This is a genomic window from Variovorax sp. P5_A3 (genome assembly GCF_056400665.1).
Genome location: NZ_JBFUKW010000002.1, coordinates 33306 through 51254, shown reverse-complemented (window position 1 = coordinate 51254; position 17949 = coordinate 33306). Strand labels below are relative to the sequence as shown.

The following is a 17949-nucleotide window of genomic DNA, read 5'->3' as shown; positions in this document are numbered from 1 at the left end:
GACCGTTCGGACTTTTTTCCATCAAGCAATCATTTGGAGTCGATAGATGCTCAAGTCAACATGGGGTGGCGCCTCGCGCCTGATGCGCGGTGTTTTCGCTGCCGGCCTGCTGGCCGTCGGGGGATTGGCGCTCGCGCAGCCCGCCGGTACGCCGATCCGGCTGTTGGTCGGGTTCCCGGCCGGTGGCGGCACCGACGTCATCGCCCGCACGCTGGCCGAGAAGCTCAAGGACCAGCTGGGCACCCCTGTCGTCGTCGACAACCGAGCGGGCGCGGGCGGCCAGATCGCCGCGCAGGCGCTGAAGGCCGCGCCAGCCGACGGCCACACGCTCTTCCTCTCGCACGACCATTCAATCTCCATCCTGCCGCAGGTCGTGAAGAACCCGGGCTTCGATCCGGCGCGCGACTTCGTGCCCGTGGCGGGCTTCGCAACCTTCGCCAATGCGCTAGCTGTGTCCGGCGGAACGCCGGCCAAGTCGGTCAACGAGTACGTGGCGTGGGTCCGGAACCAGCGCGGCGGCAAGGACACCATCGGCGTGCCGGCGCCAGCCTCGATCCCCGAGTTCCTGGTCAAGCTGATCGGCACCAAGTACAAGCTCGACCTGCAGGCCGCGCCCTACCGCGGCAGCGCGCCGATGATGGCCGACATGCTGGGCAACCAGATCAGCGCGGGCATCGGTTCGGTTCCCGACTTCATCGAGAACCAGAAGGCCGGCAAGATTCGCGTGATCGCCGTGATCGGGGACAAGCGCCAGGCCGTGCTGCCGCAGGTGCCGACCTTCGCCGAACTCGGCTTGTCAGGCCTGGAGGACCTGCCCTACTACGGCATCTTCGCACCTGTGGGCACGCCGCAGCCGGTGATCGATCGCTTCAGCGAAGCGCTGGCGAAGGTGCTTGCGATGCCTGATGTCCGCGAGCGCCTGGTGGCCATGGGCCTGACGGTCGGCTTCATGCCTCAGGGGCAATTCGCAGGTCGCGTGCGCAGCTACACGCAGACCTGGGAGCAGATCATCAAGGCCAGCGGCTTCCAACCGCAATAGTTGCTCGCCCCCAGCCTCGCTCACTGCGTGTGCTCGGACACCCCCTGCCGGGGGCGCTGCCGGTGGCCCGGCGTAGCCGGTTCCACGGCAACCCATCCATGGGGTGGGTGGCTCAGGCGTTGTTGGCGGCGATGCCCCAGCGGGCAAGGGCTGCGTCGTCATCGACCCTGGCGTCGACCCAACGGGCGCCCTCGGGGGTCTGTTCCTTCTTCCAGAACGGCGCCTGGGTCTTGAGATAGTCCATCAGGAATTCGCAGGCCTGGAAGCTCTGACCACGATGGGCCGCGATGACGGCCACCATCATGATCTGGTCCACCGGCTGCAGCAGCCCCACGCGATGGACCACGCGTGCGCCGAGGATGTCGAAGCGACGGTGCGCTTCGTCGATCATGGCCTCGATCGCCTTCTCGGTCATGCCCGGATAGTGCTCCAACTCCATCGAGGTGATCGCGCTTCCGTCGTTTCGGTCACGGACGGTGCCGATGAAGCTGCAGACCGCGCCGACGCGTGCGTCGCCGGCGCGCAACGCGGCGACCTCCTTCTGCAGGTCGAAGTCTTCCGTTTGAATCGAAACGCGTGCACGGGTCATTCCGGGATTGTGGCACTGCGATAGACTGCGGCGATGCCTTCCAGCGCACTGCACCGACCTGCTTCTTCTGGCGAAGAACCAGCCTGCGCGCGCCTGCAAGGCAAAGCCAAAAAACCTGAGCTCGTCTGACCGGAGCTTCGGTTCCGTCGTCGGATGAGCGACGGAACTGCAAGGCTCAGGTCGAAGCTGGTTGTGCGCGCGCATCCGACGGTGGTTCTTCCATCGGTCGATTCCTGAAAGGAACTTCGCGTGCAAGACAATCTTTCTCCGTCCCTCGACTTCTCGGGCCTCTGGATTCCGCTCGTGACGCCGTTTCGCGATGGCGCGGTGGACCATTCCGCGCTTGCGGGTCTGGTCGAGCGACTCGCGCCCACTGGCGTCGCAGGCTTCGTGGTCTGCGGTTCGACAGGCGAGGCTGCCGCTCTCGACAGCGACGAGCAATTGGCCGCACTCGCCACCGTCTCCAGGGCCGCGCCATCATTGCCGCGCATCATGGGCATCTCCGGCTATCACCTTGGCAAGACGCTGGAGTGGACGCGGCTACTGGGAGATCGCGAATTGACTGGACTCCTCGTGCCTGCGCCGAACTACATCCGGCCCTCGCAGGCGGGGCTCATCGATTGGTTCAGCGCCATCGCGGACGCCAGCGCGGTGCCGCTGGTGATCTACGACATTCCCTATCGCACCGGCAGCGCCATCGCCCGCGAGACGCTGCTCGCACTCGCCGGCCACCCGCGCATTCGCGCCATCAAGGACTGCGGCGGCGACATGGCCAAGACCCGCGCGCTGATCGCGGACGGTCGGCTGCAGGTGCTGGCCGGCGAAGATGCGCAGATGTTCGGCACGGTGGCCGAAGGCGGTTCTGGTGCCATTGCTGCGAGTGCGCATCTCCAGACGCAACGCTTCGTCAGCGTGCTGCGCCTGCTCCGTGAAGGCAGGCTGGCGGACGCCCGTCAGCAGTGGCAGCCCCTGTTGCCGCTGATCGAAGCACTTTTCGGCGACGCCAATCCGGGGCCGCTGAAGGCCGTTCTGGCCAGCGAAGGCTGGATGCAAGACGAGTTGCGAGCGCCGATGACGCGCGCTCCAGACGAGCTTCGCGGGCGCCTGCTGCGAATCCAGGCAGCGCTCACCCGCCCGTGACAGGCGGGAAGAAGGCGACCTCGCTGCCTTCGCGCAGCAAGGCGGCCTCGCCGCTCATCACCTGGTCGAGCGCCATGCGCACGGCCCGGCCGCGCGCCAGGGCGCTGGCGTGCGGTTCGCCGCGCGCGATGAGTTCGTCGCGCAGCGCGCCGAGGTCGGCCGCGGCGGTCTCGACCGCTTCGCCACCCTTGCCTAGCGCCTCGCGCACCGAGGCGAAATAGCGGACGTTGATCTTCATGTTCAGGCCAGAAGCGAAGCCATCGGGATGAATTGCACCGTATCGCCAGCCTTGATCGGATGCCCGGCGGGCGTGTCGATCACGCCATCACCCCAGACCATCGACGTCAGCACGCCGGAGCTCTGATTGGGGAACACATCGAGCCCGCCGGCAGCATTGCGCCGCGCGCGCAAGAACTCCCGACGGCGATCCGGGCGAGGCCAGTCGAAATCAGCGCGCATTGGGATCGCCTGGGCTGCCACGCGCTTGGCGCCTTGCAGCGCGAGCAGGAACGGACGCACGAGCAGCAGGAAGGTCATGAAGCTCGACACAGGATTCCCCGGCAGGCCGGTGAGGTGGGCATCGCCGATGCGGCCGTACGCAAAGGGCTTTCCCGGCTTCATCGACAGCGACCACAGGTCAAGTTGCCCAAGATGCTGCACGGCGGCCTTGATGTGGTCTTCCTCGCCGACCGAAACGCCGCCCGTGGTGATGATCAGGTCGTTGCTCAATGAGGCGGCACGCAGGGCCTCGATCGTTGCGTCGCGCCGGTCGGGCACGATACCGAGATCGTTGACTTCGCAGCCGAAGCGCTCGAGCAGCGCGCGCATGAAGAAGCGGTTCGAGTTGTAGATGGAACCCGGCTTCATGTCGTCGGGCGCCACTTCGCCGGGCATCACGAGTTCGTCGCCCGTCGACAGGAGGGCAACGCGGGGTCGCTTCGAGACCTGAAGTTGGGCCAGGCCGACGCTTGCAGCCAGCCCGAGCCCCGCGGGTGTGAGGCGTTCGCCCTTCGACAGCACGACGTCGCCGGCGGCAACGTCTTCACCGGCACGGCGAATCCACTGGCCTGCCGTGGGCGGAGTCTCTATGCGGACCTTGCCGAGGCTGCCTTCCTCCGGCAGCGCAGCGGTATCTTCCTGCATCACGACCGCGTCGGCGCCCTCGGGAATCTGCGCGCCCGTGAAGATGCGCGCGGCCGTGCCGGCGACCAGGGGCGTGCCGACGGTTCCCGCCGGAATACGCTGCCCCACCTGCAGCACTGCGCCCGGTACGGCGCAGTCGGCGATCCGTACCGCGTAGCCGTCCATCGAGCTGTTGTCGCGCGGCGGCACGGTGAGGGCGGACACGACATCCTCGGCCAGAACGCGGCCGTCGGCCTCGAAGGTCGACACGCTTTCGGTCCCGACGCAAGGCGTGGCGGCGGCCAGCAGGCGCGCCAGGGCTTCGTCGAGGGCCATCAAGGGAGGGCGCGGGGAAGTGCTAGCCATGGAGCTTCACCTTGTAGTCGAAACGGTCGGCATTCAGCAGCAGCCAGTCGACGATGCCATCGGCGTCGTCGAGGTCAAAGACGGGCAGATTGGTGGGCAAAGGGAGGTCGAGCGGATGGTCGGTCGCGACCGCGACGATAAACTCATCTTCGGCGTATCGCGCGGGTCGGGGCGCTTCGCCTTCGGCCGATGCACGCCAGACCTCGATCTTGTGCAGGTCGCTGTGCTTGAAACCTTCGACCAGGACCCAATCGACGCGCGCATCGAGTTCGGCAACGAGTTGATGCACGTCGAGTTGCACCGGCTGCTCGAACTCGCGCATCAGCGCGAGCCGCTTGTCGGATGCAACCACCACCTCGAAGGCGCCCGCCTCGCGGTGCCGGTAGGTGTCCTTGCCGGGATGGTCGATGTCGAACTTGTGGTGAGCATGCTTGACGACCGAGACGCGCAGCCCTCGCAGCTTGAGCGCGGGAATCAGGCGTTCGACGAGCGTCGTCTTGCCCGCACCCGAGAAACCGGCAAAGCCGATGACTTTCATTCGTCGCCCATGGGGTCAGTCGCAGTGCTGTGCAATGTAGGCCTTGATCGCTTCGGCATCCGCGGGCAGCTTGACTACGCGCTTCGGGAGGGCCTCGATGCCCTCGAAGCGGGCCGGGCGCTCCGGCTCGTGGCCCAGTGCCTCGACGATCGTCTCCGCGAACTTGATGGGCAGCGCGGTCTCCAGGACGATCATGGGCACGCCGGGTGCCAGATGTTCGCGCGCTGCCTTGAGCCCGTCGGCCGTATGCGTGTCGATCAACGTTGCGAAACGCTTGTCGGTATCGCGGATGGTGACGAGACGGTCGGCATGCGTGCTGCGGCTGCTCGCGAAACCGAAGCGGCTCGCGGCCTGGGCAAAGACGGGGTCCGCGCTCAGGTCGAAGCGGCCGGCGCGGCCGAGTTCAGTCTCGAACAGGCCACGCACTTTGGTTGCATCGCGGCCAGCGAGGTCGAAAACGAAGCGCTCGAAATTGCTGGCTTTCGAGATGTCCATCGACGGGCTCGAGGTCTCGTGCGTATCCGCGGCAGAGCGCACGCGGTACACGCCGGTGCGGAAGAACTCGTCGAGCACATCGTTCTCGTTGGTGGCGACCACCAGCGTACGAATCGGCAGGCCCATCATGCGCGCCACATGGCCGGCGCAGATGTTGCCGAAATTGCCGGACGGCACGGTGAAACTGACTTGCCTGTCGTTGGTGGGCGTGGCCTGAAAGTAGCCCGCGAAGTAATAGACGACCTGCGCCAGCAGTCGCGCCCAGTTGATCGAGTTGACCGTGCCGATCTTGTACTTGCGCTTGAAGACCAGGTCGTTGGACACGGCCTTGACGATGTCCTGGCAATCGTCGAACACACCCGCGATGGCGATGTTGTGGATGTTCGCGTCCTGCAGGCTGAACATCTGGGCCTGCTGGAACGGGCTCATGCGACCGTCGGGCGAGGTCATGAAGACGCGTACGCCCTTCTTGCCGCGCATGGCGTACTCTGCCGCGCTGCCGGTGTCGCCGCTGGTGGCGCCCAGGATGTTGAGTTCTTCGCCGCGGCGGGCCAGTTCGTATTCGAACAGGTTGCCGAGCAACTGCATCGCCATGTCCTTGAACGCCAGCGTGGGGCCGTTGGACAGGGCTTCGAGATAGACGCCGTCTTCCAGTTCGCGCAGCGGAACGATCTCCGGCGTACCGAACACCTCGGCGGTGTAGGTCTTCCCGCAGATCGCCCTCAGGTCGGCCGATGGAATGTCGTCGATGTAGAGCGACAGGATTTCGAAGGCCAGGTCGGCGTATGGCAAACCGCGCCATTTCGACAGCGTGGCCGTGTCAACCTTCGGATACTGCTCGGGCAGGTAGAGGCCGCCGTCCGGCGCCAGGCCTTCGAGCAGGATCTCGCAGAAGCGGCGGCGGTCCGGATGGCCGCGCGTGGACAAGTAGCGCATCAGGACAGCTCTTCCTTGCGAATGCGCACGATCGGCGCCAGCACCGTGGGCAGTGCCTGTAGTTGCGCGAGCGCGTCGTCCAGCGTCCCTTCGCGCGTGTCGTGCGTGAGGATGATCAGGTCGGTCTGCGTCGACCCTTCGCCGCCCACTTCGTCGGCTTCGCGCTGCAGCACCGCGTCGATGCTGATGCCGGCGCTGGCGAGGAGACCCGTCACCTTCGCGAGCACGCCGGCTTCGTCCGCCACGCGCAGGCGCAAGTAGTAGCTGGTCACCACCTCGGCCATCGGCAGGACCTTCAGGTCGCTCATTGCGTCGGGATGGAAGGCCAGGTGCGGAACGCGGTGCGCCGCATCGGCGGTGTGCAGGCGTGCGATGTCGACCAGATCGGCGATGACCGCGCTGGCGGTCGGCTCGCTGCCGGCGCCCTTGCCGTAGTAGAGCGTGGTGCCGACGGCATCGCCGTTGACCACGACCGCATTCATCGCGCCCTCGACGTTCGCGAGCAGCCGCTTGGAAGGCACCAGCGCGGGATGCACGCGTAGCTCGATGCCTTGCGCCTTGCGCTTGGTCACACCCAGCAGCTTGATGCGGTAGCCGAGTTGCTCGGCGTACTTGATGTCCTGCGCCGCGAGCTTGGTGATGCCTTCGATGTGCGCCTTGTCGAACTGTACCGGGATGCCGAAGGCGATGGCGCTCATCAGCGTGACCTTGTGCGCGGCGTCGACGCCTTCGATGTCGAAGGTCGGATCGGCTTCGGCGTAGCCGAGGCGTTGCGCTTCCTTCAGGACCGTGCCGAAGTCGAGGCCCTTGTCCCGCATCTCCGACAGGATGAAGTTGGTGGTGCCGTTGATGATCCCGGCGATCCACTGGATGCTGTTGGCCGTGAGACCTTCGCGCAGCGCCTTGATGATCGGGATGCCGCCTGCGACCGCGGCTTCGAAGGCCACCATCACGCCCTTGGCGTGCGCGGCCGCGAAGATCTCGGTGCCATGCACGGCAAGCAGTGCCTTGTTGGCGGTGACCACGTGCTTGCCGGCTGCGATCGCCTCGAGCACCAGTTGCTTCGCGATGCCGTAGCCGCCGATGAGTTCGACCACGATGTCGATGTCGGGATTGGCGATGACGGCGCGCGCGTCATTGACCACCTGGACGTTCTCGCCGACCACTTCCCTGGCGCGCGCCGTGTCGAGGTCCGCGACCATCGTGATCTCGATGCCGCGACCCGCGCGCCGCTTGATTTCTTCCTGATTGCGCTGGAGCACCTTGAAGGTGCCGCTACCGACCGTGCCGATGCCGAGCAGGCCAACTTGGATGGGTTTCATTCGATTCTCGATTCGTCTCTATGGCAATGGGAGCGGAATGCAGCGCGGCCTCAGCCGACGCGGTTTCGGTAGCGTTCGAGGAAGCTGGCGATGCGGGCCACCGCCTCGCGCAGGTCTTCCTCGTGGGGGAGGAACACGATGCGGAAATGGTCCGGCGTCGACCAGTTGAAGCCGGTGCCCTGCACCAGCATCACCTTGGTTTCCTTCAGCAGTTCGAGGAAGAACTGCCGGTCGTCATCGATCGGATAGACCTTGGGATCGAGCTTGGGGAACATGTAGAGCGCCGCGCTTGGCTTGACGCAGCTCACACCCGGGATGGCGGTGATGAGTTCGTACGCCATGTCACGCTGCCTGCGCAGACGGCCGCCGGGGCCAACGAGGTCGTTGATGCTCTGGTAGCCGCCCAGGGCCGTCTGGATGGCCCACTGTCCCGGCACATTGGCGCAGAGGCGCATGTTCGAGAGCATGTTCAGGCCCTCGATGTAGTCGCGCGCCATCTTCTTGTCCCCGGAGACCACCAGCCAGCCCGCGCGGTAGCCGCATGAGCGGTAGCTCTTCGACAGGGAGTTGAAGGTCAGCGTGAGCACATCGTTAGAGAGGCTGGCGATGGCGGTGTGCTTCACACCGTCGTACAGCACCTTGTCGTAGACCTCGTCGGCGAGGATCACCAACCCGTGCTCGCGCGCAATGGCCACGATGCCCTTGAGCAGATCGTCCGAGTACAGGGCCCCCGTGGGGTTGTTGGGGTTGATGACGACGATGCCCTTCGAGCGCGGCGTGATCTTGGCGCGGATGTCGTCGAGGTTCGGCATCCAGCCGTTTTCCTCGTCGCAGACATAGTGCACCGGCTTGCCACCGGAGAGACTCGCCACTGCCGTCCAGAGGGGGTAGTCGGGCGCCGGCAGCAGCAACTCGTCGCCGTCGTTGAGCAGCGCGTTGGTCGCCATGGCGATCAGCTCGCTGGCGCCGTTGCCGAGGTAGATGTCCTCGAGCGTGACGCCTGCGATGCCCTGCTTCTGCGTCTCGTGCATCACGGCCTTGCGCGCCGCGAAAATGCCCTTGCTGTCCGAGTAGCCCGCCGACGCCGGCAGGTTGCGGATCATGTCCTGCTGGACCTCCTCCGGTGCATCGAAGCCGAACAGGGCGAGGTTGCCGATGTTGAGCTTGATGATCTTCTGGCCCTCTTCCTCCATCTGCTTGGCGGCGTCCATGATCGGGCCGCGGATGTCGTAGAGCACGTTGGCCAGCTTGGCCGATTTCTTGAGCGGTTTCAAAGTCCCTCCAAGGGGGTCTGCGCAGGGGAAAACCTATAATTTGACCACAGTTCCCAGCCCCTCCAGATGAAGCTCCAGCCCGACAAATCCGACGTCCAGACAGTCACGGCACACGGCCCTGGCTGGGTCGCCATCAACAATGAACGGGTCGAGTCCAGCGTGGTCGTCGGCTCGCGCGGCGAGCGATTCGACTGGAACTGCAGCCGCTTCGACGAAATCGGCGCAGAGCACTTCGCGCAACTCGCGTCCCTGGGCGCCGAACTGATCATTTTCGGCAGCGGGGCGCGCATTCGCTTCCCTCAACCGGCCTGGCTCCAGCCCCTCATGGCGCAGCGCACCGGCGTGGAGACGATGGACACGCCCGCGGCCTGCCGCACTTACAACATCCTGGCAAGCGAAGGTCGTCACGTGGTCACGGCGCTGCTCGTCGAGAGACAAGAGGACGGGCAGTGAGGGTCATTTCGGGGTAAAATCGCGGGTTGCAAACCGGCGGCCCGCCCTCAGTTAGCAACGACCAATCCTTCATGACCCCGACCGGATCGGGCATGAAATCAAACGGAGAAAACAAGTTTCATGGCGATCGTTGTCAACAAACCCATTCCCGAATTCGACGCCAATGCCACCGGCGGCCTGAAGGTCTCGAACACCTCGCATCTCGGCCACGTGCTGGTCATGTACTTCTACCCCAAGGACAACACGCCAGGCTGCACCACCGAAGCGATGCAGTTCCGCGACCGCTACAAGGACTTCGAGAAGGCTGGCGCCACGGTGTTCGGCGTGTCGCGCGACAACATGAAGTCGCACGACGAATTCAAGGCGAAGCTCGAGCTTCCCTTTGAACTGATCGCCGACACCGAAGAAAAGATGTGCCACATGTTCGGCGTCGTCAAGAACAAGATCATGTACGGCAAGAAGGTCAAGGGCATTGAGCGCAGCACCTTCCTGATCGGGGCCGACGGCGTGCTGAAGGCCGAATGGCGTGGCCTCAAGGTCCCCGGCCATGTCGACGACGTACTCAAGGCGGTGAAAGCGCTCAAAAAAGCCGCTTGAACTGTGAAGTGTGTGAGGTTTTGCGCAATCGCGTTGGCGCGACGCAACGAACGCCGGATGCGTCACACGCGATGTGCATAATGGCCCAATGCCGTTGAGCTCCACGACCGCATCCACCGAACAAAGCCGCCCTGGTCTTCAGGCGGCTTTTTCGCTTTCTGGCCCCTTCTTTTTTGCGAGCGAACCGCCCTATGCCCCTGCCCCCCGCCCCCACGAAACGCGCCGCTTTGCTTTCGCCGGACGCGCACGATGCGCCCGCCCGTTCTTCGCACGGAAGAAGCAGCCGACGCTCGTCTGATCGCAAAACCGAAGACTCCGGGTCAAACGGGGCTCGGCCGCTTGAATTGTTCGACCGCCATGCTGCAAACGCCGGCGGTGCCGTTGAAACCCCGGCGGCCCCAAGGGCGAAGTCGCCGGCGCCCGCCGTTCCGGACGCACCGCCGCCCAGCCATCGCGAGTCCCGCGTGACCACGCCGGTCGCGGCCCCGCAGAGCCAGCCCCGCGCCAAACGCAGCAAATCCAACGGCCCGGCCAAGCTGTTCGTGCTGGACACGAATGTGTTGCTGCACGACCCCGTGTGTCTGTTCCGCTTCGAGGAGCACGACATCTTCCTGCCGATGATCGTGCTGGAAGAGCTCGATGGCCACAAGAAAGGAACGACGGAAGTCGCCCGCAACGGCCGCCAGACCAGCCGGACGCTCGACGCGCTTGCGGCGGCACAGGGCGCCGACATCGGCAAGGGCTTGAAGCTCGACACCACGGGGCACCGCGAAGCGGGCGGCAAGCTGTTCTTCCAGACCGCGCCGCTCGACTACTCGCTACCCACCAGTCTGCCGCAGGGCAAGGCCGACAACCAGATCCTGGGCGTGGTGCAGGCCCTGCGCGACCTGTACGCCAAGGATGCGCCCGGCCGCCCGAAGCAGGAAGTGGTGCTGGTGTCGAAAGACATCAACATGCGCGTCAAGGCGCGCGCGCTAGGTCTTGCCGCCGACGACTACCAGAACGACAAGACGCTCGAGGACGGTGACCTCCTCTATTCCGGCTCGCTCGCCCTGCCCGCGGATTTCTGGACGCGCCAGAGCAAGACGATCGAGAGCTGGCAAAGCGGCAGCAGCACCTTCTACCGGATCAGCGGGCCGATCGTTCCCAACCTGTACATCAACCAGTTCGTCTATTTCGAGGCACCCGGCGAGCCGAGCATGTACGCGCGCGTGACCGAAATTCGCGACAAGACAGCCGTTCTCAAGACTTTGAAGGACTACGGTTCGATCAAGAACGCCGTCTGGGGCGTTAATACTCGCAATCGCGAACAGAATTTCGCCATGAATCTGCTCATGGACCCGGACGTCGACTTCGTCACGCTGACCGGCACAGCCGGCACAGGCAAGACCTTGATGGCGCTGGCTTCCGGCCTGACACAGGTGCTCGACGACCGTCGCTACACCGAGATCATCATGACCCGTGCAACGGTGAGCGTCGGCGAGGATATCGGCTTCCTGCCCGGCACCGAGGAGGAGAAGATGGGCCCATGGATGGGCGCGCTCGACGACAACCTCGAATTCCTGGCCAAGGGCGACAGCGGCGGCGCGGGCGAATGGGGACGTGCGGCAACCAATGAGCTGATCCGCAGCAAGATCAAGATCAAGAGCATGAATTTCATGCGCGGACGCACCTTCCTGAACAAGTACGTGATCATCGACGAGGCGCAGAACCTGACGCCCAAGCAGATGAAAACGCTGGTCACTCGAGCGGGTCCGGGTACCAAGATCATCTGCATGGGCAACCTTGCGCAGATTGATACGCCGTACCTCACCGAGGGCTCATCCGGCCTGACATTCGCGGTCGACAAGTTCAAGGGCTGGCCGCACAGCGGGCACATCACGCTGGCGCGCGGCGAGCGCTCGCGGCTGGCGGATTTCGCCAGCGATGTGCTGTAGGCTCACCCCCAGGCTCGCTCACTTCGTGTAGCCGCGCACCCCCTTTCAGGGGGCGCCGCCAACTGGCCCGGCAAAGCCGGTTCCGCGGCGGCCCGGGGACGGGCGCTGAGGGGCGCTACGGTTCGATTCCAGGTTCCGGCGCAGGCTGCTGACAGGACGTTGTCAGTAGCCCTCGCGCAGCATGGCGGACATGAACCGCAGAAATTGGATCGCAGTCGCCAGCGCCGAACATGCCCGCCGTGGGCGTGACAACCCCCGCGGCGGCTTCATGCAGGTCGGCCATGGCAAGCTCGCGCCGCTCAAGCGTATTGCCGCGGGCGACCGGATCGCTTACTACGCGCCTGCCGTCTCGCTGGGCGGCACCGACAAGCTTCAAAGCTTCGTTTCGATCGGTGTCGTACACGGCGACGAACCCTATGAAGCAGACATGGGCAACGGCTTCGTCCCATGGCGGCGCGACGTGCACTATGCGCTCGCAATCGAGGCCCCGATCCTTCCTCTGATCGAGCAGTTCGACTTCGTCGAAGACCCGAAGCGCTGGGGCTACAAGTTCCGCTTCGGCTTGTTCGAAGTCAATGAGCATGACATCCGCCTGATTGCCAAGGCGATGAAGGCCGATTCCCGGGCGCTCGCCCTCTGATTTCACATGGAGCGAAAAATGGAACCTCAACTTCAACGCCTTGATTCCTTCAACGTGGCGGGAGTCACCGCACGAACCACCAATCGCCACGAGAGCGACCCTCAGGCTGCCCGGATCGGCACTCTGTGGAATCGTTTCTTCGACGAGCGCATCTACGAGAAGACGCCGCATCGCCTCAACGACATGCGACTCTTCGGCGTCTATTCAGCCTACGAAGCCGACGCGCACGGCGCATTCGACATCACGACCGGCGTCGCGGTTTCGGATGGACCGTCGGCGGTCCGGATCGAAGGCGGCGACTACCTGGTCTTCACCGGGCAAGGGGAAATGCCGCAGATGGTGCTGTCAGTGTGGAACACGATCTGGCAATATTTCGACGATCACCCTGGAATCAAGCGTCGTTACCGGAGCGACTTCGAAGCCTACAGCGGCCCGGAACAGGTCGCCATCCACATCGGCGTTGAATTGGACTGAAATGCCTTCGACCACGGAGAGGAACGGCAAGAGCTGGCGAGAAAGGCTCGCCGGCTATCCGAACCTGCCGCAGGTGAAGCCGATTCCAGAGCGCATGCAGCAGCGCCAAGGACCGGGGACGATCGTGACGCCCTCTCCTCGCGAGGTCGACGATGCGATGAGGCGTGTGCCCGAGGGATGTCTTGTCACGGTGTTCGGTATCGGACAGCAACTTGCCCGCGAGCACGGCGCCACCATCGGCTGCACGGTGACGACCGCCATCTTCGCGAGCATGGCCGCGCAGGCGGCGGACGAAGATCGACGGGCCGGACTTCAGGACATCACGCCTTATTGGCGCACCCTGAAGGCCAACGGCGAACTGAATATCAAGTACCCGGGCGGCCTCGATGAACTCATGCAGCGTCTTGAATCCGAAGGCCACACGGTGCTGCAACGCGGAAGGCGCTTTTTCGTCGAGGACTTCGAGAAAAAGCTCATTGGGCGCTAATCTCGCCCCATGCGCCGCGCAGATCGCTTGTTCCAGATCGTCCAGTTCATTCGAGGGCGGCGGCTCACGACCGCGACCTTCCTCGCCCAGCGGCTGGAGGTGTCGGAACGAACGGTGTATCGGGACGTGGCAGACCTCCAGCGCCAGGGCGTGCCGATCGAGGGCGAAGCTGGCGTCGGCTACCGCATCGGCGCGGGCTTCGACGTACCACCGCTGATGTTCACCCGGGATGAAGCGGCTGCATTGGTCGCGTCCGCGCGGCTTGCGCAAAGCTGGGTCGACCCGGCGATGGCCCGCGACATCGAATCCGCGCTTTGCAAGATCCTTTCGGTGTTGTCACCGGCAGCGCGAGTATCCGCTGAGAGCCTTGCCCTCTACGCGCCGGCCTACGTGCTCGACGATGGAACGCGAACCCGCCTTCAAATCTTGCGCGAAGCAGTGCAATCACGCCAGAAACTGCGCATGGACTATCGCGATGTCGTAGGTGCGGCGAGCCAGCGCGTCGTCCGGCCGCTTGGCTGCTTCTATTGGGGCAAAGTCTGGACTTTTTCTGCCTGGTGCGAATTGCGCCAGGACTTCCGCGGTTTCAGGATCGACCGCATCGATCAGGTCGAAGTGCTGCCGGACCGCTTTCTCGACGAGCCCGGCAAGACGCTGGCTGATTTGCTGCGGCGCCTGCAGTCGGATTCGCGAAGATACGACTCGCAAAAGTCGTAGCGATGGGTATGTCGGCGTCCAGGGTGATCCGGATCAGAAATCGGCGCCGCCCCCGGCAAGATTCTCGAACTTGGTAAGCGGCTTGAGAAACGCAAGCTTGACCGTGCCTGTCGGGCCATTGCGGTGCTTGCTGATGATCACTTCCGCAACGCCAGGCTCCTTGCTGTTCTTGTCGTAATAGTCGTCGCGGTAGATGAACATGATGATGTCGGCGTCCTGCTCGATCGCGCCGGATTCGCGCAGGTCGCTCATCATGGGGCGCTTGTCGGTACGGCTTTCGACGCCACGACTGAGCTGCGACAGCGCAATCACGGGGCACTTGAGCTCCTTGGCAAGCATCTTCAAACCGCGCGAGATTTCGCCCACCGCCGTGGCGCGGTTCTCGTCGTTCATGCTGCTCGACACACTCATCAGTTGAAGGTAGTCGACCACGATCAGGCCCAGCTTTCCGTACTGGCGCGCAAGGCGACGGGCGTTTGCGCGCAGCTCGCTGGTCGTGAGACCCGGTGTCTCGTCGATGTGCAACGACACATTGCGCAGCTTCTCGATGGCTTCGGTGAGGCGAGGCCATTCCTCGTCGGTGAGTTTGCCTGTCCGCAAATGCCCCTGGTCGATCCGGCCAATCGAGCCAACGATACGCACCGCGAGCTGCGAGGCGCCCATTTCCATGGAGAACACGGCAACCGGCAAGCCCTCGTTGAGCGCAACGTGCTCCGCAATATTGATTGCCAGGGAAGTCTTTCCCATGGATGGTCGCGCGGCCAGAACGATCATGTCGCCCGGCTGCAGACCCGAGGTCATCTTGTCGAATTCGTAGAAGCCGGTGCGGACCCCTGTGATGTCGTTGGGGTTCTCCGCCATCTCCGTCACACGGTCCAACAACTCGACCACCAGGGAGTCCATCCCCTGGAAGCCCTGCTTCATGCGCGTGCCCTCTTCGCCGATGTTGAAGATCTTCTGCTCGGCCTCGTCCAGGATCTTGTCGACGGGCTTGCCCTGCGTGTTGAAGGCATTGGTCGCGATCTCGTCGCTTGCGCTGACCAGCTTGCGAAGGATCGAGCGCTCACGCACGATTTCGGCGTAGCGGCGGATGTTGCTGGCGCTCGGCACGTATTGAGCGAGCGAGTTCAGGTAGGCGAGTCCCCCAATCTCATCGGACTTGCCGAGATTCTGCAACTGCTCGTAGACGGTGATGACGTCGGCAGGTTTGCTGGCATTGATCAGCGTGCCGATGGCCGCGTAGATCAGCTTGTGCTCATGGCGATAGAAGTCGCTGTCCACCACGACGTCCCCCATGCGGTCCCAGGCGCCGTTATCGAGCAGGAGGCCGCCGAGCACGCTCGATTCAGCTTCGATCGAATGCGGTGGGATGCGCAATTGCGCGATCTGGCGGTCGGCCGACGGGTCGTTATCGGCATAGGAAAAAACGGCGGACATGGAACTCCTTGCAACCTTGCATGCTAAGCGGCGCGACGCAACGCGTCACGTGGACAAGGCTGTGAATAATCGGTGATCTTCCGGTGCAACACGCGGGACAACACGGTCGACTGATAAAACAAAAGCCGCCCGAAGGCGGCTTTTGGGGACGGGCACGAAGCGCGCTCGACGATCAGGCGCTTTCGCCGTACACCGTCACGGTGATGTCAACCACCACATCGGTGTGCAGCGCAACGCTCACGGTGCTGTCGCCGACGGTCTTGATCGGACCGTTGGGCATGCGCACCTGTGACTTCGCAACCTTGTAGCCTTGCTTGTTGAGCTCGTCGGCGATGTCGTGATTGGTCACAGAGCCGAACAGGCGGCCATCGACGCCGGCCTTCTGCGTCAGCTTGACGGTCGTGCCGCCGAGCTTCTCACCTTGGGCTTGCGATTCAGCCAGCTTTGCGGCCGCTGCCTTTTCGAGTTCGACGCGCTTGGCTTCGAATTCGGCCTTGTTGGCCTCGGTGGCGCGACGAGCGCGACCCGACGGAATCAGGAAATTGCGCGCGTAGCCGTCCTTGACCTTGACGATCTCGCCGAGCACGCCGAGGTTGACGACCTTATCCAGAAGAATGACTTGCATGGTGTCCTGCTCCTTAGACGCGGTGTTGGTCGCTGTACGGCACCATCGCGAGGAAGCGTGCACGCTTGATCGCGGTGTTGAGCTGGCGCTGGTAGATCGCGCGCGTGCCGGTGAGGCGTGCGGGGATGATCTTGCCGTTTTCGCTGATGAAATCGCGCAGGGTGTCGATGTCCTTGTAGTCGATCTCCTCGACGCCAGCGACGGTGAAACGGCAGAAGCGCTTGCGCTTGAACAGCAGCGACTGGGTATTGCGCTTCGGGCGCTTGTCTTTGTTGAATTTCTTGAACGTGGCCATGGTGGGACCCCTTGTCGAAAATTAATCTTGCTGAAAATCCTGGATGTGCAGAACCGGATGCTTGCCGCTGCCCGGTGTGGCCAGGAATCCCTGAAATCGCCAGAGACTCCCCAACCCCTGCCTTGCGAGTCGCTCGGCTACTGAACCGAACGCCACGGCCTTGAGGGCCGCCTTGATCCGCCTGACCTGCCCTGCATCAGAGACTGTCGACTCGTGTTCGAGTCTCAGGTCGATGGCAGGCAATCCGGCCGGTGTGTATCGCAAGGATCCGAGTTCGGCGACGCAGGCAGTCAGCACAAGCTGATTGACTGCAGCAGCACTCACACCATCAGTTGTTGTTGGCGGCGTATTCGGCCTGCTGGGCCTTGCGAGCCTCTTCGCGCTCGACCGTCTTCATCATCGACGAAGGACCGGTTTCGGCCTTCTTCTTGACCACGGTGAGGTGGCGAAGAACGGCGTCGTTGAACTTGAACGCGTGCTCGAGCTCAGCCATCACAGCTTGTTCGGCTTCGATGTTCACGCACAAATAGTGCGCCTTGTTGAGCTTGTTGATCTGGTACGCCAGTTGACGACGGCCCCAGTCTTCAACGCGGTGGACCTTGCCGCCGCCGGCCGTGATCAGGCCCTTGTAACGCTCCAGCATCGCCGGAACTTGCTCGCTCTGATCCGGGTGGATCAGCAAAATGATTTCATAGTGACGCATGGCACTCCTTGTGGATCTTCCGTAGAAGGGGTAAAGCCACCCGCAGCGTCAGTTGCAGTGTGGCAAGGCAAAGCCGTAAATTATAGCAGGCGGAGCGCGCCTTCCGCCCAGCGGCAGGCTATCCGAGCAATGCGCGCTCCAGCGTGGCGACCTTCTCGGGACCGACTGCGGCTCGAATCTTGGGAAGGAGTTCAAACAGTTCCTCGTAATTCGAGGTTCCTTCGACCGACAGATTGAGCCTGAAGCCGCGAAGGCCAAGGTTGCCGGTGAGTTGCGTCGCAATCGGATACGCGTCCTTGTACCGCTGCTGGCTCGAACGCTCGGAAATCGTTGACTGCCCTATGGCCTGCACACCTGTCGCCTGCGTCGGAGCACGCGGCGACTCTGGCACGGGCGGCATCGTCACCGCCGCTCCATCGGCCCCACCTATCGATCCGTCGACGTGCCCGAGCAATCCGAGTTCGACCATGTGGTCGATATCCTCGCGGGCGATCCCCATGCCAGCCTCGAGCACGTCATTCACCGAACGTTTGCCATCGAAGAGGATGAACGCGGAGCGCTGCCGCGGCGTCAACCTCAGAGATCGGTCCTTGAGCACCTGGTGCCCGGCTTCTGTCTTGACAAGAATCATGCGTTCCTCGGCGCGGAAGTCCGGAGGGCCTTCGAGGCCGCCGTGCGACCCATCTGCGCGCTCTCGGAGTTGCGCCTCCCTGTGACCGGGAAGTTTGACACCAAAGATTCATTTGGTTGCAAATACACCAAC

The 17949-nt window shown here is 63.7% G+C and carries 22 protein-coding genes; 9 read left to right on the top strand and 13 right to left on the bottom strand.

Features of this window, described 5'->3' with window-relative positions; all coding sequences use genetic code 11:
- The first annotated feature begins 46 nt into the window (after positions 1-46).
- Positions 47-1039 carry a Bug family tripartite tricarboxylate transporter substrate binding protein gene (locus AC1D3B_RS02360; RefSeq protein WP_478189059.1) on the top strand — a complete coding sequence of 331 codons (993 nt, stop codon included), beginning with the start codon at positions 47-49 and terminating at the stop codon, positions 1037-1039.
- A gap of 112 nt (positions 1040-1151) precedes the next feature.
- On the opposite strand, the gene AC1D3B_RS02355 is transcribed toward AC1D3B_RS02360, so the two are convergent.
- Complete coding sequence (locus tag AC1D3B_RS02355; protein WP_478189058.1) at positions 1152-1628, bottom strand: molybdenum cofactor biosynthesis protein MoaE; 477 nt, start codon at positions 1626-1628, stop codon at positions 1152-1154.
- Positions 1629-1877: 249 nt separating this feature from the next.
- Here AC1D3B_RS02355 and AC1D3B_RS02350 point away from each other — a divergent pair, with 249 nt between their 5' ends.
- Positions 1878-2768 (top strand): 4-hydroxy-tetrahydrodipicolinate synthase family protein, encoded by an 891-nt coding sequence (locus tag AC1D3B_RS02350; RefSeq protein ID WP_478189057.1) that lies wholly within the window; start codon positions 1878-1880, stop codon positions 2766-2768.
- On the opposite strand, the gene AC1D3B_RS02345 is transcribed toward AC1D3B_RS02350, so the two are convergent.
- The 6 genes from AC1D3B_RS02345 to AC1D3B_RS02320 are packed head-to-tail and all read right to left on the bottom strand — an operon-like array spanning position 2755 to position 8821.
- On the bottom strand, positions 2755-3006 hold the full coding sequence (locus AC1D3B_RS02345; protein WP_478189056.1) for a MoaD/ThiS family protein: 252 nt from the start codon (positions 3004-3006) through the stop codon (positions 2755-2757). The genes AC1D3B_RS02350 and AC1D3B_RS02345 overlap by 14 nt on opposite strands.
- Positions 3007-3008: 2 nt before the next feature.
- A complete protein-coding gene (locus AC1D3B_RS02340) occupies positions 3009-4256 on the bottom strand; it encodes a molybdopterin molybdotransferase MoeA (protein WP_478189055.1) in 1248 nt (415 codons plus the stop codon).
- Positions 4249-4794 carry a molybdopterin-guanine dinucleotide biosynthesis protein B gene (gene mobB, locus AC1D3B_RS02335; protein WP_478189054.1) on the bottom strand — a complete coding sequence of 182 codons (546 nt, stop codon included), beginning with the start codon at positions 4792-4794 and terminating at the stop codon, positions 4249-4251. The genes AC1D3B_RS02340 and mobB overlap by 8 nt, the downstream gene beginning before the upstream one ends.
- Positions 4795-4809: 15 nt before the next feature.
- On the bottom strand, positions 4810-6225 hold the full coding sequence (gene thrC / locus AC1D3B_RS02330) for a threonine synthase (RefSeq protein WP_478189053.1): 1416 nt from the start codon (positions 6223-6225) through the stop codon (positions 4810-4812).
- Positions 6225-7547 (bottom strand): homoserine dehydrogenase, encoded by a 1323-nt coding sequence (locus tag AC1D3B_RS02325; protein ID WP_478189052.1) that lies wholly within the window; start codon positions 7545-7547, stop codon positions 6225-6227. The genes thrC and AC1D3B_RS02325 overlap by 1 nt, the downstream gene beginning before the upstream one ends.
- Before the next feature lie 50 nt (positions 7548-7597).
- Positions 7598-8821, bottom strand: coding sequence for a pyridoxal phosphate-dependent aminotransferase (locus AC1D3B_RS02320; protein WP_478189051.1), 1224 nt, complete (start codon positions 8819-8821; stop codon positions 7598-7600).
- Between the two features lie 66 nt (positions 8822-8887).
- Between AC1D3B_RS02320 and AC1D3B_RS02315 the strand changes: the two genes are divergently transcribed.
- From AC1D3B_RS02315 to AC1D3B_RS02285, 7 genes are all read left to right on the top strand, one after another.
- Positions 8888-9274 (top strand): Mth938-like domain-containing protein, encoded by a 387-nt coding sequence (locus AC1D3B_RS02315; RefSeq protein WP_478189050.1) that lies wholly within the window; start codon positions 8888-8890, stop codon positions 9272-9274.
- A 120-nt stretch (positions 9275-9394) separates the two neighbouring features.
- Positions 9395-9871 carry a peroxiredoxin gene (locus tag AC1D3B_RS02310; protein ID WP_021006537.1) on the top strand — a complete coding sequence of 159 codons (477 nt, stop codon included), beginning with the start codon at positions 9395-9397 and terminating at the stop codon, positions 9869-9871.
- A gap of 191 nt (positions 9872-10062) precedes the next feature.
- Positions 10063-11808 (top strand): PhoH family protein, encoded by a 1746-nt coding sequence (locus AC1D3B_RS02305; protein WP_478189049.1) that lies wholly within the window; start codon positions 10063-10065, stop codon positions 11806-11808.
- A gap of 190 nt (positions 11809-11998) precedes the next feature.
- Positions 11999-12448, top strand: coding sequence for an EVE domain-containing protein (locus AC1D3B_RS02300; RefSeq protein ID WP_478189048.1), 450 nt, complete (start codon positions 11999-12001; stop codon positions 12446-12448).
- Positions 12449-12466: 18 nt separating this feature from the next.
- Positions 12467-12922, top strand: coding sequence for a GyrI-like domain-containing protein (locus AC1D3B_RS02295; RefSeq protein ID WP_478189047.1), 456 nt, complete (start codon positions 12467-12469; stop codon positions 12920-12922).
- Position 12923: 1 nt separating this feature from the next.
- Positions 12924-13409, top strand: coding sequence for an MGMT family protein (locus tag AC1D3B_RS02290; protein WP_478189046.1), 486 nt, complete (start codon positions 12924-12926; stop codon positions 13407-13409).
- 9 nt (positions 13410-13418) lie between these two features.
- Positions 13419-14126 carry a helix-turn-helix transcriptional regulator gene (locus tag AC1D3B_RS02285; RefSeq protein ID WP_478189045.1) on the top strand — a complete coding sequence of 236 codons (708 nt, stop codon included), beginning with the start codon at positions 13419-13421 and terminating at the stop codon, positions 14124-14126.
- A gap of 33 nt (positions 14127-14159) precedes the next feature.
- On the opposite strand, the gene dnaB is transcribed toward AC1D3B_RS02285, so the two are convergent.
- From dnaB to AC1D3B_RS02255, 6 genes are all read right to left on the bottom strand, one after another.
- Positions 14160-15563: a replicative DNA helicase gene (dnaB, locus tag AC1D3B_RS02280; protein ID WP_478189044.1), complete on the bottom strand. Its 1404-nt coding sequence runs from the start codon at positions 15561-15563 to the stop codon at positions 14160-14162.
- Between the two features lie 172 nt (positions 15564-15735).
- The gene (gene rplI / locus AC1D3B_RS02275) at positions 15736-16188 is read right to left on the bottom strand and encodes a 50S ribosomal protein L9 (RefSeq protein WP_214693230.1); all 453 of its coding nucleotides are present in this window, start codon (positions 16186-16188) and stop codon (positions 15736-15738) included.
- Positions 16189-16201: 13 nt separating this feature from the next.
- Positions 16202-16483 carry a 30S ribosomal protein S18 gene (gene rpsR, locus AC1D3B_RS02270; RefSeq protein WP_007830781.1) on the bottom strand — a complete coding sequence of 94 codons (282 nt, stop codon included), beginning with the start codon at positions 16481-16483 and terminating at the stop codon, positions 16202-16204.
- A 21-nt stretch (positions 16484-16504) separates the two neighbouring features.
- A complete protein-coding gene (gene priB / locus AC1D3B_RS02265; RefSeq protein WP_478189043.1) occupies positions 16505-16807 on the bottom strand; it encodes a primosomal replication protein N in 303 nt (100 codons plus the stop codon).
- 4 nt (positions 16808-16811) lie between these two features.
- The gene (gene rpsF, locus AC1D3B_RS02260; protein ID WP_093109828.1) at positions 16812-17186 is read right to left on the bottom strand and encodes a 30S ribosomal protein S6; all 375 of its coding nucleotides are present in this window, start codon (positions 17184-17186) and stop codon (positions 16812-16814) included.
- A 118-nt stretch (positions 17187-17304) separates the two neighbouring features.
- A complete protein-coding gene (locus tag AC1D3B_RS02255; protein ID WP_478189042.1) occupies positions 17305-17817 on the bottom strand; it encodes a hypothetical protein in 513 nt (170 codons plus the stop codon).
- Positions 17818-17949: the final 132 nt, after the last annotated feature.

Excerpts from the sequence above, each read along its gene's own strand:
- AC1D3B_RS02360 (WP_478189059.1), top strand. The coding sequence starts at position 47 with ATGCTCAAGTCAACATGGGGTGGCGCCTCGCGCCTGATGCGCGGTGTT.
- AC1D3B_RS02355 (WP_478189058.1), bottom strand. The coding sequence starts at position 1,628 with ATGACCCGTGCACGCGTTTCGATTCAAACGGAAGACTTCGACCTGCAG.
- AC1D3B_RS02345 (WP_478189056.1), bottom strand. The coding sequence starts at position 3,006 with ATGAAGATCAACGTCCGCTATTTCGCCTCGGTGCGCGAGGCGCTAGGC.
- AC1D3B_RS02340 (WP_478189055.1), bottom strand. The coding sequence starts at position 4,256 with ATGGCTAGCACTTCCCCGCGCCCTCCCTTGATGGCCCTCGACGAAGCC.
- mobB (WP_478189054.1), bottom strand. The coding sequence starts at position 4,794 with ATGAAAGTCATCGGCTTTGCCGGTTTCTCGGGTGCGGGCAAGACGACG.
- thrC (WP_478189053.1), bottom strand. The coding sequence starts at position 6,225 with ATGCGCTACTTGTCCACGCGCGGCCATCCGGACCGCCGCCGCTTCTGC.
- AC1D3B_RS02325 (WP_478189052.1), bottom strand. The coding sequence starts at position 7,547 with ATGAAACCCATCCAAGTTGGCCTGCTCGGCATCGGCACGGTCGGTAGC.
- AC1D3B_RS02315 (WP_478189050.1), top strand. The coding sequence starts at position 8,888 with ATGAAGCTCCAGCCCGACAAATCCGACGTCCAGACAGTCACGGCACAC.
- AC1D3B_RS02310 (WP_021006537.1), top strand. The coding sequence starts at position 9,395 with ATGGCGATCGTTGTCAACAAACCCATTCCCGAATTCGACGCCAATGCC.
- AC1D3B_RS02305 (WP_478189049.1), top strand. The coding sequence starts at position 10,063 with ATGCCCCTGCCCCCCGCCCCCACGAAACGCGCCGCTTTGCTTTCGCCG.
- AC1D3B_RS02300 (WP_478189048.1), top strand. The coding sequence starts at position 11,999 with ATGAACCGCAGAAATTGGATCGCAGTCGCCAGCGCCGAACATGCCCGC.
- AC1D3B_RS02295 (WP_478189047.1), top strand. The coding sequence starts at position 12,467 with ATGGAACCTCAACTTCAACGCCTTGATTCCTTCAACGTGGCGGGAGTC.
- AC1D3B_RS02290 (WP_478189046.1), top strand. The coding sequence starts at position 12,924 with ATGCCTTCGACCACGGAGAGGAACGGCAAGAGCTGGCGAGAAAGGCTC.
- AC1D3B_RS02285 (WP_478189045.1), top strand. The coding sequence starts at position 13,419 with ATGCGCCGCGCAGATCGCTTGTTCCAGATCGTCCAGTTCATTCGAGGG.
- dnaB (WP_478189044.1), bottom strand. The coding sequence starts at position 15,563 with ATGTCCGCCGTTTTTTCCTATGCCGATAACGACCCGTCGGCCGACCGC.
- rplI (WP_214693230.1), bottom strand. The coding sequence starts at position 16,188 with ATGCAAGTCATTCTTCTGGATAAGGTCGTCAACCTCGGCGTGCTCGGC.
- rpsR (WP_007830781.1), bottom strand. The coding sequence starts at position 16,483 with ATGGCCACGTTCAAGAAATTCAACAAAGACAAGCGCCCGAAGCGCAAT.
- rpsF (WP_093109828.1), bottom strand. The coding sequence starts at position 17,186 with ATGCGTCACTATGAAATCATTTTGCTGATCCACCCGGATCAGAGCGAG.
- AC1D3B_RS02255 (WP_478189042.1), bottom strand. The coding sequence starts at position 17,817 with ATGATTCTTGTCAAGACAGAAGCCGGGCACCAGGTGCTCAAGGACCGA.